A 13,218-nucleotide genomic window follows, 5' to 3' on the forward strand; every position below is an offset into this window, starting at 1 on the left:
CACCATTCTCCAGCCTTAGCGCCTGCGCGGTTTGCCCGCCGGGCGGAACTGCTGGCTCTTGCCCTTCCTGCCACCGCGTTCCTGCGCGGTCTCGGCCTGGCGCACGGCCAGCTTCGCGGCGGCGGCGGCCACTTCTTCCTTCAACTTGAAGTAGTTCTGCAGCCGGCTCTCTTCGATCTCGCCGGCATCGATCGCCGCACGCACGGCACAGCCGGGTTCCTGCTGGTGCATGCAGTCGCGGAAGCGGCACTGCGCGGCCAGCGCTTCGATATCGGCGAAGCCACCTTCGGCCAGCGTCTCTTCGCCGGTCGGCTTCAGTTCGCGCATGCCCGGCGTATCGATCAGGCAGGCGCCCATCGGCAGTGGCATCAGTGCGCGGTGGGTGGTGGTATGGCGGCCGCGCGAATCGTTGGCGCGCACCGTATTGGTCTTCATCCGCTGCTCGCCCAGCAGCGTGTTGGTCAGCGTCGACTTGCCCGCACCCGACGAGCCCACCAGCACCACCGTCCGGCCGGGACCCAGCCACGGCTCCAGCACTGCAACACTGTCGGCATCCAGGCCATTGATCGCATGCAGGGCGATGCCCTGCATCTCCAGTTCTTCCAGCACCGCCAGCGCGTCGTCGCTGTACTCGGTCTGGTCGGCCTTGGTCAGCACCACCACCGGTTCGGCACCGCCACCGCCCACCAGCAGCAGGTAGCGTTCAATACGGCGCGGATTGAAGTCCGCGTCCAGGCCACAGACGATGAAGACGGTATCGATGTTGGCCGCGATCACCTGCTGGTGGTAATGCTCACCGGCGGCGCCACGCTTGATCGCGGTACGTCGCGGCAACAGGGCAACGATGCGGATGCCATCCAGCAGCACCCAGTCGCCCACCGCCGGCCGTTCGTGGCTGGGGAAGCGCGGGCGCTGCCACTCCGGCAGCGATTCGGCCTTGATCGATGCCTCCGGGCCATCAGCCACCACATAGTGGGTGCGATGCTGCTCGATCACCCGCGCCGGGTGGGCCTGCTGGTGTGCGGCCATCACGGCCTGCCAGTCGGCCTGCTGCGGCGGGCCCGGCCAGGGCCAGCCAATGGTCTGCAGAGCGGTGAAATCGGGGGTCTGGGTCATCGCCGCCATTCTACCTGTGTGGTGCCGCCCAGCCCAATGTTGGCGGGCCCTGCGGCCCTTGCCATGCGCTGCAGCAATTCCGCTACCATGGAAGCCCCATGCCTTTTGCGGCCCACCGCCCATGTCCACTCCCTCGCCCAAACCCCTGGTCATCCGCGAGCGCCTTTCCGAAGTGCGCTACGAAATCCGCGGAGAACTGGCACGGCGAGCCCGGGAGCTGGAAGCGCAGGGCCACAAGCTGATCAAGCTCAACATCGGCAATCCCGGCGCTTTCGGCTTCCGTGCACCGGAACACCTGCAGCGCGCGATCGCCGATGACATGGGCCGCACCGATCCCTACACCCATCAGCAGGGCCTGCCGGTCGCCCGCGAAGCCATCGCCGCCGCGTACGCCCGCCGTGGCGCACCGGATGCCCACCCGGACCGCGTGTTCGTCGGCAACGGCGTCAGCGAGCTGATCGACCTGTCGCTGCGTGCGCTGCTCAACCCGGGCGACGAAGTGCTGGTGCCCTCGCCGGACTATCCGCTGTGGTCGGCCTCGACCATCCTCAACGACGGCCGCCCGGTCTACTACCGCTGCGCCGCCGAGAACGGCTTCCAGCCGGACCCGAGCGAGATCGAGACGCTGGTGTCCTCGCGCACCCGCGCCATCGTGCTGATCAACCCGAACAATCCCAGCGGCGCCAGCTACCCGCGCGAGCTGCTGGAGCAGGTGGTCGAGATCGCGCGCCGCCACAACCTGCTGCTGCTGGTCGATGAGATCTACGACCAGATCCTGTACGACGACGCGGTGTTCCAGCCGGTCGCACCGCTGGCCGGTGACCATCCCTGCCTGACCTTCGGCGGCCTGAGCAAGGTGCACCGCGCCTGCGGCTGGCGGGTGGGCTGGGCACACCTCAGCGGCGACGACGCACGGCTGGGCGACTTCCGCGCCGCGCTGGACCTGCTGGGCGCGCTGCGCCTGTGCGCCAACGTGCCGGGCCAGTACGCCATCGACGCCGCAGTGAACGGTCCGGACACCATTTCGGAGCTGTGCGCACCGGGTGGCCGCCTGTATGAAACCCGTCGTGCAGTGATTGAAGCCTGCGAGGCCAGCGAACACCTGTCACTGGTTGCCCCCGCCGGCGCGCTGTACGCGTTCCCGGCCGTGGTCGGTGCCGCTGCCAAGGGCTTTGACGATCATAATTTCGCGCTGGACCTGATGAACAACGACGGCGTGCTGGTGGTGCCGGGCTCAAGCTTCAACGTGCCTTACCGCCACCACTTCCGCGTGACCCTGCTGCCGGAGGCGTCGGTGATGCGCGACGTGTTCGCCCGTATCGACCGCGCCCTCGCCCGCCGTGCCGAAGATGCCACCAAGGTGGTGCCGCTGAAGCCCCGCCGGTCGGTGGCTTGATCGATGGGCTTTACGTATCTGGCCCTGGGCGATTCCTACACCATCGGTGAAGCGGTCGCGGTCGACGGCCGCTGGCCGCATCAGCTCGCCGCCGCCCTGCGCGCGCAGGGCGTCGCGCTGGGCGATCCGCAGACCATCGCCACCACCGGCTGGACCACCGACGAGCTCGACGCCGGCATCGACGAAGTTGCGCCGCAAGGGCCGTTCGACTTCGTCAGCCTGCTGATCGGCGTCAACAACCAGTATCGCGGGCGTCCGCTGGACGAGTACCAGGTGCAGTTCCAGGCCCTGCTGCAGCGCGCGATTGGTTTTGCCGGCGGCCGTGCGGACCGGGTCCTGGTGCTGTCCTTCCCGGACTGGGGCACTACGCCGTACGGTGCAGGCAGCGGTCGCGACCTGGGCCAGATCGAACTGGAAACCGACGAGTTCAACGCTGCCGCCGAGGTGATCAGCACCCAGCAGGGCGTGGCCTTCGTCGACATCACCGATATCAGCCGCGACACCGGCGCTGACCCGGCAATGATTGCCGAGGATGGCCTGCACCCGTCCGCACGGATGTACGCGCTGTGGAGCGCGCGTGCGCTGCCGGTGGCCGCACACCTGCTGGGCAGGACGGACTGAGACGATGGACGGCACGCCACGGAACGGCACGCCCCTGCCCTGTTCGCCGCTTGATGCCGGGCAGGCGCGCCTGATCGCCGAGTCCTTCCGGCCGATGCAGGCCTGGGGCAGCCGCCGCGATTACTACTACACACGCGGCAAGCTGGGCAGCGACCCGCTGTATGACGGCGTGCTGCAGCACCTTCCCGATGACGGCCAGCCGGTGCTCGACCTGGGCTGCGGGCTGGGCCTGTTCGCGCACGTGCTGCGCCAGCGTGGCCGCCAGCAGGGGTACCTCGGGGTGGACGTGGACAGCGACAAGATCGCCCGTGCGCAGCGCGCCGGCAGCGGCCTGGCCAACGTACGGTTCGACTGTCTGGATGTGCAGGCGCCGTTGCCGGTGCATGGTGGGCATGTGCTGCTGCTGGATGTGCTGCAGTACCTGGACGAAGCACCGCAACTGGAGCTGCTGCGCGCGGTGAGCGCGCGGGTCGCGCCCGGTGGCCGCCTGCTGCTGCGCACGCCGCTGGCGACCGGCGACCGCCGCGACCGCACCACGCGGGTGGCTGACCGATTGGCCTGGCTGGTCGGCTGGATGGGCACGCGACCGCGTCACTACCCGGATCCGCAGCGGCTGCAGGCCACGCTGGCGGCTGCCGGCATGCAGGTGGCTCCGTTGCGTCCGCTGCATGGGCGCACGCCGTTCAACAGCTGGTTGCTGGTGGCCGAGCGGCCGGGAACTGCGGCCAACGGCTGAGCCGCTCGTGGTGGGCGGCTGTCTACGGGGGCTGCCCGGGCGGATGGGCACGGACGGTTTACGGGCGCGTCCACCACGGAAGACAGGAGAAAAGCGAAGAGCAAACGCGGGTCGCTTCGCTCTTGCCGCGCTGCGCGCTCGCCGGGCGTGGCCCGGCGCTACCGGTCACCTGGCCGGCAGTTCGGCCTTCAGGCCACGCTCGTCCAGCACCTGCAGCACCCGTTCGATGATGGCCAGGTTGTGGCCATGTGCGGCACCTTCATGCAGCAGCACGATCGCGCCCGGGCGCAGGTCCGGGAGCAGACGCGCCAGCACGCCATCCGGGGTGCAGCCGACGCCGTCATAACCGCGGGCGCTCCAGCCCACGCGCACCAGGCCCAGCTTGCGCAGTACCGGCGCCACGAACGGGTTGGTCATGCCCACCACCGAGCGGTACCAGCGGACCGGTCGCCCACTCACTGCCTGCAGCGCCTGCTGGCAGCCCTCGATCTCCGCCGCCATCGTGCCCGGGCCCAGCCGCCAGAAGCGCGCCTGTGGATGGCTGTGGCTGTGGTTGCCGAGGTCGTGTCCGCGACGCAGGATCTCCTCCACCAGGGCCGGATGCGCCAATACGCGCTCGCCGACCAGGAAAAAGGTCGCCTTCGCCTGGTGCCGGTCCAGCAGATCCAGCACTGCCGGGGTCTGTTCACTGGGGCCGTCGTCGATGGTCAGCCAGACGCTGTCGCCGGCCGCGGGCAGCCGGCTCAGCACCGGCGCGTAGAAGCGGCTGTTGGGCAGGAACACCGGCACCATGAACAACGCGTGGCTTGCCACCATCAGGGCCAGGCCCCAGTGCCAGCCCGCCAGCACCCAGACCAGGATCACGGCCAGCTGCGACAGCACCAGCCAGGGCACCCAGCGCCAGGGGCGGGTCGGGATGCGATGCAATGTTCCTGCGTTGGTCATGCCCCATGATGCCATGGGGGGTAGAATTGATGATTCGAATTCTTCGGACCCATGACTGCCATGTCCCTCGATCCCGCCCTGCGTTCGCGCATCGAAACCATCCTCAACGACAACCGCGTCGTGCTGTTCATGAAGGGCCAGCCGTCGATGCCGCAGTGCGGCTTCTCGGCCAAGGCCGTGGGTGCCCTGCAGGACCTGGGCGTGGAGTTCGCCCACGTCAACGTGCTGGCTGACGCGGAGATCCGTGAAGGCATCAAGGCCTATGGCGACTGGCCGACCATCCCGCAGCTGTACATCGACGGCGAACTGGTCGGCGGCAGCGACATCGTGCTGCAGATGGCCGCCAGCGGTGAGCTGAGCAGCGTGCTGGGCCTGGCTGCACCGGACCGCACCCCGCCGCGCATCACCGTCACCCCGGCCGCGGTGGAAATGCTGAAGGGCGCGCTGGCCGATTCGCCGGGTGCGTCGCTGCAATTGGGCATCGATGCCCGCTTCCAGCCGAACTTCCAGCTGGCCCCGTACGATGAAGGCGCGATCGCCGCCGAGTCCAATGGCCTGCGCGTGCAGTTCGACCTGGCCAGCGCCCGCCGCGCCGATGGCATCACCATCGACTGGGTCGACGATATCCGTGGCAAGGGCCTGGCAATCGACAACCCGAACGCGCCCAAGCCGGTGCAGGAAATCAGCGTGCGTGATGCCGACGACCTGGTGCGTGCCGGCAACGTGATGCTGGTGGACGTGCGCCCGGCCGAAGAACGCGCCATCGCCGCTGTCGGCGTGCCGTTCAAGAGCTTCGATGGCAATGGCCGCGCCGAGCTGGAAGCCCTGCCCAAGGACACCGCCCTGGCCTTCCTGTGCCACCACGGTGGCCGCAGCGCGCAGGCAGCAGAGCAGTTCCGTGCGCTGGGCTTCAGCAAGGTGTTCAACGTCACCGGCGGCATCGATGCCTGGTCGGACGAAGTGGACAACGGCGTGCCGAAGTACTGATCGGCTGCAGTTGAAACCCACAAAAACGCCGGCGAAAGCCGGCGTTTTCCGTTGAATCCATCCACGCATGGCGTGGATCTACTCCTTCCGGGTTATCCGGCAAAACCGCCTTCGGCCAGGTAATCCAGTTCTTCCGGCGACGGAATGCGGCCAAGCACAGCATTGCGGTGCGGGAACCGGCCGAAGCGGCGGATGATGTCGCGGTGCAGTTCGGCGTACCGCAGGTATTCCTTGTCACCCAGCACGTCGAACATCGCGACCGAGCGGTCCTGGTCCAGCGGATCTTCGGAATGCTCGAACGGCAGGTAGATGAAGGCGCGCAGCTTGGGTACCAGCTGCAGGTCCAGCCCTTCTTCGATCGCGCGCATGGCGTAGTGCCGGGCCAGACCATCGGTGGCATAGGAATGGGCCGTGCCGCGGAAGCAGTTGCGTGGGAACTGGTCCAGCAGCAGCATCAACGCCAGCGCGCCCTCGGCGCTGCTCAGCCAGTGCTCGCGCGCGCGCGATGCGGCGGCATGGTGTTCGTCCGCGAACAGCGTACGGAACCGTGCGTCGAACGCATCATCGCGGGCGAACCACTTTTCAGGGCCCGCGTCTTTCCAGAATTCCACCACTTGCGCGGCAACGTCCATCACCTACTCCCAGGGCCGGCGCACCGCGCCAGGCCATCATCATCATTCGTCGAAGCGCAGGTGGCGGACCGACTTGCCGTTGCGCCGGATAAGCTTAAGCGCCTCGATACCGATCTGGATATGGTTTTCCACGAACTGCGAGCTGACCTTGGCGTCGGACGCCTCGGTCTTCACCCCGTCCGGGATCATCGGCTGGTCTGAAACCAGCAGCAGGGCGCCACTGGGGATGTGGTTGGCGAAGCCGGCAGCGAAGATCGTCGCGGTTTCCATGTCGATGGCCATGCAGCGCATCGCCCGCAGCCGCTCCTTGAAGGCCTCATCGTGTTCCCATACCCGGCGGTTGGTGGTGTAAACGGTACCGGTCCAGTAGTCGTGGCCAAGGTCGCGGATCATGGTCGAGACCGCACGCTGCAGGGCGAAGGCGGGCAAGGCCGGCACTTCCGGCGGCAGGTAGTCGCCCGAGGTGCCCTCGCCACGGATGGCCGCGATCGGCAGCACCAGGTCGCCCAGCTCGTTCTTGCGCTTCAGCCCGCCGCACTTGCCCAGGAACAGCACCGCCTTGGGCATCACCGCCGACAGCAGATCCATGATGATCGCGGCATTGGGGCTGCCCATGCCGAAGTTGATCATGGTGATGCCGTCGATGGTGGCACTGGCCATGGGCCGGTCCAGGCCGATCACCGGCGCACCGGTCAGCGCGGAGAACGTATGCAGGTAACCCCCGAAGTTGGTCAGCAGGATGTGCTGGCCGAACTTGTCCAGGGGCACGCCGGTATAGCGCGGCAGCCAGTTGTCGACGATGTCCTGCTTGCTCTTCATGGGCGGTCCGGTGCGGCGTGGGGAGCACCATTTTCCGGGAGGCGGACGTTGCCGTCGAGATGGCAGATGACGCCCCGTGAAAAAGGACACTTGGCAAGCAGGCCAGTCCCCGGCTAGCGTCGGTGGGTTGAACACGCTGCCAAGGGGATCTGCATGACATCGACGTTGTTGCGCGCCGGGTTGGGTCTGGCGCTGGTATCGCTGAGCACGGCGCCGGCCGTGGGCGCTTCGCGCTTCGTGGCCGATCCCTACCCGAGTACCTACCAGGCGCATCCCGATGGGCCGTTGCTGATCCAGAACGCCACCGTGCTGACCGGCACCGGCCAGCGCCTGGACAACGCCGATGTGTTGCTGCGCGATGGTCGCATCGTCGCCGTCGGCGATGCGCTGCAGGTCGACGCTGGCGTCACCCGCATCAACGCCGACGGCAAATGGGTGACCCCGGGCCTGATCGACGTGCATTCGCACCTGGGCGTCTATCCCAGCCCCGGCGTAAGCGCGCACAGCGACGGCAACGAGATGACCGCGCCGGTCACCGCCAATGTCTGGGCCGAGCATTCGGTATGGCCGCAGGATCCCGGTTTCCAGGCGGCACTGGCCGGCGGGGTGACCAGCATGCAGGTGCTGCCCGGTTCGGCCAACCTCGTTGGTGGCCGCGGCGTAACGCTGAAGAACGTGCCTGCCACCACCTACCAGGCGATGAAGTTCCCCGGCGCGCCGTGGGGCCTGAAGATGGCCTGCGGCGAGAACCCCAAGCGCGTCTACGGTGGCGGCAAGGGCGTGGCACCTGCCACCCGGATGGGCAACGTGGCCGGTTACCGCGCAGCCTTCATCGACGCGGCCGACTACATCGCCAAGAACAAGCCAAAGCCGGCCAAGCGCAAGGGCTGGTTCGGCAGCGACAAGGGCGACAGCGCCGGTGACGCCGGCGGCAAGCGCGACCTCAAGCTGGACACCCTTGCCGGTGCGATCCAGGGCGATATCCGCGTGCACATCCACTGCTACCGCGCCGATGAAATGGCCACCATGCTCGACCTGTCCAAGGAATTCGGCTTCAAGGTGGCCGCCTTCCACCATGGCGTGGAGGCCTACAAACTGGCCGACCGGCTGGCTGCCGAAGGTGTGTGCGGTGCACTGTGGGCCGACTGGTGGGGCTTCAAGATGGAGGCCTTCGACGGCATCGCCGAGAACATCGCACTGGTCGACCGGCCGAAGAACAGCTGCGCCATCGTCCACTCCGACTCGCCCGAAGGCATCCAGCGCCTGAACCAGGAAGCGGCCAAGGTGATGGCCGCCGCGCGCCGCGCGCACATGCCGGAGATCGCACCGGAACGCGCGATCACCTGGATGACCGCCAACGCCGCCAAGGCGCTGGGCATCGAAGCACAGACCGGCACGCTGGAGGCCGGAAAGATGGCCGACGTGGTGATCTGGAACGGCAACCCCTTCAGTTCGTATGCACTGGCCGAACAGGTGTTCGTCGATGGCCGCCGTGTGTACGACCGCAGCACGCCAGCGGCGACGCCGCGGTCTGATTTCCAACTTGGGCAGGAGCTGCGCTGATGGGCATGTTCAAGACAATGGCGAAATCTGCCGCGACGCTCGGCGCTGCCGTCATGGCGCTGGCCTGCATCGCGCCGTCTGCACAGGCGCAGGACCTGCTGGTGCGCGGTGCGACCGTCGCTACCGCCAGCGCACGTGGCAACGTGGAGGACGCCGATGTGCTGGTGCAGGGCGGCATCATCCGTGCGGTGGGCCGGGGCCTGTCCGCACCGGCCGGTGTGCCGATGGTCGAAGCCAAGGGCCGCATGCTGACCCCTGCCCTGTTCGGTGGCATCACCGAGATCGGCATCGAGGAAGTATCCGGTGAATCGAGCACGGTCGACAGCGCACTGAAGATCGGCGAGCAGCCGCTGCGCCCGGAGTTCGACGTGACACTGGCCTATAACCCGGCGTCCGTGCTGATTCCGGTGGCACGCCTGGACGGCATCGGCTTCACTGCGCTGGGCGCGGCCACCGGCGGTGGCTTCGTCGCCGGCCAGGGCGGCGTGGTGCGTTTCGATGGCAGTGCCGACCCGATCGGCCCGCGCGCGCTGTTCCTGCGCCTGGGTGCGGCGGCATCTGAACTGACCGGTCAATCGCGCGCCGCGCAGTGGATGCTGCTGCAGCAGATGGTCGATGAAGCGCGTGGCCAGGTTGCCGCCGATTCGCCGCATGCGCTGCTGACCCCGGCCGGTCGCCGCACGCTGGCCCGCTATCTGTCCGGGCAGGGCCGCATTGTGGTGGAAGTGGACCGTGCAGCCGACATCCGCCAGCTGCTGCGCTGGGCGGCCCGCGAGAAGGTGAAGATCGCCGTCGCCGGCGGTGCCGAGGCCTGGCAGCTGGCACCGGAACTGGCAGCGGCCAAGGTGCCGGTATTCGTCGACGCGCTGCGCAACCTGCCGACGACCTTCGACCAGATCGGCGCCACCCTGGAGAACGCCGCGCGGCTGCAGCGCGCGGGCGTACCGGTGGCCTTCGCCCAGCGCGATGACGCCTCGCACAATGCACGCAAGATGCGCCAGCTGGCCGGCAACGCGGTGGCCAATGGCCTGCCCTGGGCCGACGGCCTGGCCGGGCTGACCCGGGTACCGGCCGAGGTGCTGGGCGTGGCCGACCAGATCGGCAGCATCGAGCCGGGCAAGCGCGCCGACCTGGTGCTGTGGGAAGGCGATCCGCTGGATGTGGCGCACTATGCCGAACAGGTCTGGCTGGGCGGCCGGGCGATGCCGATGCGCTCGCGCCAGACCGAACTGCGCGACCGCTACCTGCAGCGCAACGCGCAGCCCTGACCGTTACGAGGAGCCATCGATGCCCACCCTCCGCTGGTATTTCGACTTCGTCTCGCCCTACTCCTACCTGCACTGGCAGAAGGTGAAGCGGCTGCCGCAGTTCGGGCGCATCCAACCGGTGCCCATCGCCTTTGGTGCGGTGCTGCACCATCTGGGCAACCTGGGCCCGGCGGAGATCCCGGCCAAGCGCCGCTTCATGTACCGCCAGCTGCTGTGGACTGCGCAGGCCGAGGGCACCCCTCTGCGCTTCCCGCCCGGGCACCCGTTCAATCCGCTGGCGGCCCTGCGCCTGTGCCTGGCCGCCGGTGCCAGCACTGCGGCGGTGGACGCGCTTTTCGACTGGATCTGGCGCGACGGCAACGCCGGCGACTCGGCCGAGACCCTTCGCGAACCCGCCGCCCGGCTGGGTATCAGCGACGTAGAGGCGGCCATTGGCGAGCCGGCCATCAAGGAGCAGTTGCGTCGCAACACCGAGGCGGCGATCGAGGCCGGGGTGTTCGGCGTGCCGACCTTGGCCATCGACGGCGAACTGTTCTGGGGCAACGATACCCACCCGCTGATGGCGGCGGTGCTGGACGACCCCAGCCTGCTGGACCGGCCGGACTGGCAGCACGCCGTGGCCCTGCCGATGGCGGTGCAGCGCAGTCGCTGAACAGGCAGTGGCGCATTTCCCTCGCGCGCCCGATCCCGTTTTGAGATAGTTTTCACATTTCCGAACCTACAACCGCCCTGGAGGGGGAGCCGCGGATGCGCATCGGAATCGTCGTCGACTCTGCCTGCGACCTACCGCAGGACTTCATTGCCGAGCACAACATCGTGCTGCTGCCGATCACCGTGCGGATCGGCGAGGCCGTACTCGCCGATCATCGCGACGAGCAGGCAACGCTCAGCTTCCTGCACGCGCACGTCGCCGAGCACGGCGCCGAAGCGGAGACCATCCCCTTCAGCGTCAACCAGATCCGCGACCTGTTCCTGCAGCGGCTGGTGATCGACTACGACCACGTGTTCTGCATGACCATCACCAAGACCCGCAGCCCGATCCACGACAACGCGCTGCAGGCCAGCTTCGCCATCCTCAACGACTACAAGCCGGTGCGGCAGGCGGCAGGCTTCAACTCGCCGTTCGCGCTGCGCGTGCTGGATACCCAGAACCTGTTCGCCGCACAGGCGGTGACGGCGGTGGAAGCAGTGCGCCTGCGCGCCAGTGATGCCAGCGTGCAGCAGATACGCGAGCGTCTGGAAGAACTGGCCGGCAACGTGCACGGCTACATGGTCACCCGCGACCTGTACTACATGCGTGCCCGCGCCCGGCACAAGGGCGACCGCAGCGTTGGGCTGCTCAGCGCAGCACTGGGCAGTGCGCTGGACATCAAGCCAGTGCTGCATGGCTATCGCGGCGAGACCGGGCCGGTGGCGAAGATCAAGGGTTTCGACAACGCCGTGCTGAAGCTGTTCGGCGTGGTCGGCCAGCGCGTACGCGCCGGCCTGATGACGCCGACCGTGTGCGTCAGCTACGGCGGCGAACTGGACGAGCTGCGCGCCCTGCCCGGCTATGCGCAGATGAAGGAGGTCTGCGCCGGCCATGGCGTGACCGTGTACGAATCGGTGATGAGCCTGACCGGCATGGTCAACGTCGGCAAGGGCGCGGTCACCGTGGGCTTCGCCGATGGGCCCCATCGGTTTGAATGAAGGCCAACCGCACTCTGGAATCTGCACATCGATTCCACCGCGCCTATGCCAGCCTAGCCGCACCTCAAGGAGATCAACATGCCTGCGCAGTACCACATCAGCCTGCCCGAACCGTCCAAGGCCCGCGGCAACGACCCCGACCTGTCTTTCCATTCGCAGGGCGCTGCCGGCTTCGCCGAAGAACTGCAGAACGCGCTGCGCAATGGCAGCCTGTTCGAGCGCTGGCGCGACAAGCAGCCGGACCCGGATGCGGTGGAGCCGCAGTGGGGCGTGACCGATCCGGAGGCCACCGTGACCGGTGAGCAGAAGGATCTTCGCATCAACCTGGTGGCCACCACCCGCATCGACAGTGACGTGTTCAAGCAGCGCCTGCGCCTGCTGGCCGGGCACCACTGGGAACTGCGCGACGTGCGTTGAGATCCGGCTCTGGTAGATGCCAACCTTGGTTGGCGCTTCTGGAAGAGTGCTGCCAACCAAGGTTGGCAGCTACCGAGTCGCCAGGCAGCTCCATCTCGCCAATTTGTCGCGAATAGCCCGCCGCCGATGGCGCATGTTCTGGTAGACGCCAACCTTGGTTGGCACTCTGCAGCGCACCGCTCATATGGCTGGCACACTGGTCGGATGAGAAACAAAGATGACATCACCCGCCCTGGCACGCGCGGCGAGAAGAAGCTTCACGATGCTCCACGCCGACTTCGCTACCTGCGACATTGGGCTGACTGCTTCAAAGGTGCCTTTCCCTCAGAGGAGCTGGAGGGCCGGGCTCGTTACTGGAACTACAAGGTTCCCACCCGCGCAGGTCTGATCGAAGGCCCTGCCACCACGCTGAGGATCCAGCGTGCTTGCGCCCAATCGCTCATCAGCGCCTGCGCAAACCTGATCCAGTCACGGCCAGCCTCACAAGCAGACGTGCGGGTAACCTGCTGTATCGCTCAGCCCGGGATGTTCTCCAGCGAGATATGCCTTTACCTGGACGAAGAGTACTTCCAAGGCCATGTCGCGGCGACGGCGGATGGACAGGTCACCGCGATCAACTCGCGCAGCCTTGCCACCGAATGGGGGCTCGTCCTGCCCAAGGGCATTGGGGAGCGAGGTGTGCAGATCAGCATTCCTCGCACCGATCACGATGACGGACTGGAACAGGAATACTGGTTCTTCGGCGAGGTAACCGACCAACGTTGATGGTAGCGACTGGATCTGCCCTGGTAGACGCCAACCCTGGTTGGCGCTTTCCAAAAAGGATGCCAACCAAGGTTGGCATCTACCAGTTCCTCGTGGCTGGCACTACCGAGCACCCGGATCTGCTGCTATCGTGCCGCCGCCAACGGCGACTGCACGGATTGCACATGGACCCCAAGCTGAAAGCCCTCATCGAGCAGACCAACCTGTCGGACCTGCTGCCGTCGGCGCCCAAGGAAATGGATCTGCAGCAGCCGGTAGCGCCGC

General features: G+C 67.3%; 14 protein-coding genes. 10 read left to right on the top strand and 4 right to left on the bottom strand.

The annotated features are described in order from the left end of the window. Positions 1-15: 15 nt before the first annotated feature. Positions 16-1,125, bottom strand: a complete 1,110-nt coding sequence (rsgA, locus tag AC1DKR_RS16495; RefSeq protein ID WP_478033719.1) for a ribosome small subunit-dependent GTPase A — start codon at positions 1,123-1,125, stop codon at positions 16-18. Positions 1,126-1,237: 112 nt separating this feature from the next. Here rsgA and AC1DKR_RS16500 point away from each other — a divergent pair, with 112 nt between their 5' ends. Genes AC1DKR_RS16500 through AC1DKR_RS16510 form a run of 3 tightly spaced genes read left to right on the top strand, consistent with a single transcriptional unit; the run spans position 1,238 to position 3,869 of the window. Beyond that, the gene (locus AC1DKR_RS16500; protein WP_025874111.1) at positions 1,238-2,512 is read left to right on the top strand and encodes a pyridoxal phosphate-dependent aminotransferase; all 1,275 of its coding nucleotides are present in this window, start codon (positions 1,238-1,240) and stop codon (positions 2,510-2,512) included. A 3-nt stretch (positions 2,513-2,515) separates the two neighbouring features. Beyond that, a complete protein-coding gene (locus AC1DKR_RS16505) occupies positions 2,516-3,133 on the top strand; it encodes an SGNH/GDSL hydrolase family protein (RefSeq protein WP_312112965.1) in 618 nt (205 codons plus the stop codon). A gap of 4 nt (positions 3,134-3,137) precedes the next feature. Then, on the top strand, positions 3,138-3,869 hold the full coding sequence (locus tag AC1DKR_RS16510) for a methyltransferase domain-containing protein (protein WP_088100925.1): 732 nt from the start codon (positions 3,138-3,140) through the stop codon (positions 3,867-3,869). Between the two features lie 165 nt (positions 3,870-4,034). On the opposite strand, the gene AC1DKR_RS16515 is transcribed toward AC1DKR_RS16510, so the two are convergent. Further along, positions 4,035-4,814, bottom strand: a complete 780-nt coding sequence (locus tag AC1DKR_RS16515) for a polysaccharide deacetylase family protein (RefSeq protein ID WP_223496509.1) — start codon at positions 4,812-4,814, stop codon at positions 4,035-4,037. Positions 4,815-4,874: 60 nt separating this feature from the next. Here AC1DKR_RS16515 and grxD point away from each other — a divergent pair, with 60 nt between their 5' ends. Next, complete coding sequence (gene grxD / locus AC1DKR_RS16520; protein WP_025874107.1) at positions 4,875-5,801, top strand: Grx4 family monothiol glutaredoxin; 927 nt, start codon at positions 4,875-4,877, stop codon at positions 5,799-5,801. A 92-nt stretch (positions 5,802-5,893) separates the two neighbouring features. Here the strand turns inward: grxD and AC1DKR_RS16525 are convergent, their stop codons facing one another. Together AC1DKR_RS16525 and AC1DKR_RS16530 are read right to left on the bottom strand one after the other, a co-directional pair. Beyond that, a complete protein-coding gene (locus AC1DKR_RS16525; protein ID WP_478033722.1) occupies positions 5,894-6,433 on the bottom strand; it encodes a DUF924 family protein in 540 nt (179 codons plus the stop codon). A 42-nt stretch (positions 6,434-6,475) separates the two neighbouring features. Continuing rightward, on the bottom strand, positions 6,476-7,252 hold the full coding sequence (locus tag AC1DKR_RS16530) for an AMP nucleosidase (RefSeq protein ID WP_230112693.1): 777 nt from the start codon (positions 7,250-7,252) through the stop codon (positions 6,476-6,478). Positions 7,253-7,405: 153 nt separating this feature from the next. Between AC1DKR_RS16530 and AC1DKR_RS16535 the strand changes: the two genes are divergently transcribed. The 6 genes from AC1DKR_RS16535 to AC1DKR_RS16560 all read left to right on the top strand — a co-directional run bounded on the left by AC1DKR_RS16535 (position 7,406) and on the right by AC1DKR_RS16560 (position 12,954). After that, entirely contained in the window at positions 7,406-8,815 is a 1,410-nt protein-coding gene (locus tag AC1DKR_RS16535; RefSeq protein ID WP_478033724.1) for an amidohydrolase, read from the top strand. A gap of 53 nt (positions 8,816-8,868) precedes the next feature. Beyond that, positions 8,869-10,083: an amidohydrolase family protein gene (locus AC1DKR_RS16540; RefSeq protein WP_478034036.1), complete on the top strand. Its 1,215-nt coding sequence runs from the start codon at positions 8,869-8,871 to the stop codon at positions 10,081-10,083. Positions 10,084-10,102: 19 nt separating this feature from the next. Beyond that, positions 10,103-10,735 (top strand): 2-hydroxychromene-2-carboxylate isomerase, encoded by a 633-nt coding sequence (locus AC1DKR_RS16545; RefSeq protein ID WP_312787023.1) that lies wholly within the window; start codon positions 10,103-10,105, stop codon positions 10,733-10,735. A 95-nt stretch (positions 10,736-10,830) separates the two neighbouring features. After that, positions 10,831-11,772: a DegV family protein gene (locus tag AC1DKR_RS16550; RefSeq protein ID WP_223496515.1), complete on the top strand. Its 942-nt coding sequence runs from the start codon at positions 10,831-10,833 to the stop codon at positions 11,770-11,772. A 78-nt stretch (positions 11,773-11,850) separates the two neighbouring features. Further along, entirely contained in the window at positions 11,851-12,189 is a 339-nt protein-coding gene (locus AC1DKR_RS16555; protein ID WP_100553525.1) for a hypothetical protein, read from the top strand. Between the two features lie 204 nt (positions 12,190-12,393). Beyond that, positions 12,394-12,954 carry a DUF3916 domain-containing protein gene (locus AC1DKR_RS16560; protein ID WP_478033728.1) on the top strand — a complete coding sequence of 187 codons (561 nt, stop codon included), beginning with the start codon at positions 12,394-12,396 and terminating at the stop codon, positions 12,952-12,954. Positions 12,955-13,218 lie beyond the last annotated feature (264 nt).

The sequence above is a fragment of the Stenotrophomonas sp. 01N47 genome, from assembly GCF_056399165.1.

What these genes read in the sequence shown, in the direction of transcription:
- rsgA (WP_478033719.1), bottom strand. Translation starts at nt 1,125, where the DNA reads ATGGCGGCGATGACCCAGACCCCCGATTTCACCGCTCTGCAGACCATT.
- AC1DKR_RS16500 (WP_025874111.1), top strand. Translation starts at nt 1,238, where the DNA reads ATGTCCACTCCCTCGCCCAAACCCCTGGTCATCCGCGAGCGCCTTTCC.
- AC1DKR_RS16505 (WP_312112965.1), top strand. Translation starts at nt 2,516, where the DNA reads ATGGGCTTTACGTATCTGGCCCTGGGCGATTCCTACACCATCGGTGAA.
- AC1DKR_RS16510 (WP_088100925.1), top strand. Translation starts at nt 3,138, where the DNA reads ATGGACGGCACGCCACGGAACGGCACGCCCCTGCCCTGTTCGCCGCTT.
- AC1DKR_RS16515 (WP_223496509.1), bottom strand. Translation starts at nt 4,814, where the DNA reads ATGACCAACGCAGGAACATTGCATCGCATCCCGACCCGCCCCTGGCGC.
- grxD (WP_025874107.1), top strand. Translation starts at nt 4,875, where the DNA reads ATGTCCCTCGATCCCGCCCTGCGTTCGCGCATCGAAACCATCCTCAAC.
- AC1DKR_RS16525 (WP_478033722.1), bottom strand. Translation starts at nt 6,433, where the DNA reads ATGGACGTTGCCGCGCAAGTGGTGGAATTCTGGAAAGACGCGGGCCCT.
- AC1DKR_RS16530 (WP_230112693.1), bottom strand. Translation starts at nt 7,252, where the DNA reads ATGAAGAGCAAGCAGGACATCGTCGACAACTGGCTGCCGCGCTATACC.
- AC1DKR_RS16535 (WP_478033724.1), top strand. Translation starts at nt 7,406, where the DNA reads ATGACATCGACGTTGTTGCGCGCCGGGTTGGGTCTGGCGCTGGTATCG.
- AC1DKR_RS16540 (WP_478034036.1), top strand. Translation starts at nt 8,869, where the DNA reads ATGGCGCTGGCCTGCATCGCGCCGTCTGCACAGGCGCAGGACCTGCTG.
- AC1DKR_RS16545 (WP_312787023.1), top strand. Translation starts at nt 10,103, where the DNA reads ATGCCCACCCTCCGCTGGTATTTCGACTTCGTCTCGCCCTACTCCTAC.
- AC1DKR_RS16550 (WP_223496515.1), top strand. Translation starts at nt 10,831, where the DNA reads ATGCGCATCGGAATCGTCGTCGACTCTGCCTGCGACCTACCGCAGGAC.
- AC1DKR_RS16555 (WP_100553525.1), top strand. Translation starts at nt 11,851, where the DNA reads ATGCCTGCGCAGTACCACATCAGCCTGCCCGAACCGTCCAAGGCCCGC.
- AC1DKR_RS16560 (WP_478033728.1), top strand. Translation starts at nt 12,394, where the DNA reads ATGAGAAACAAAGATGACATCACCCGCCCTGGCACGCGCGGCGAGAAG.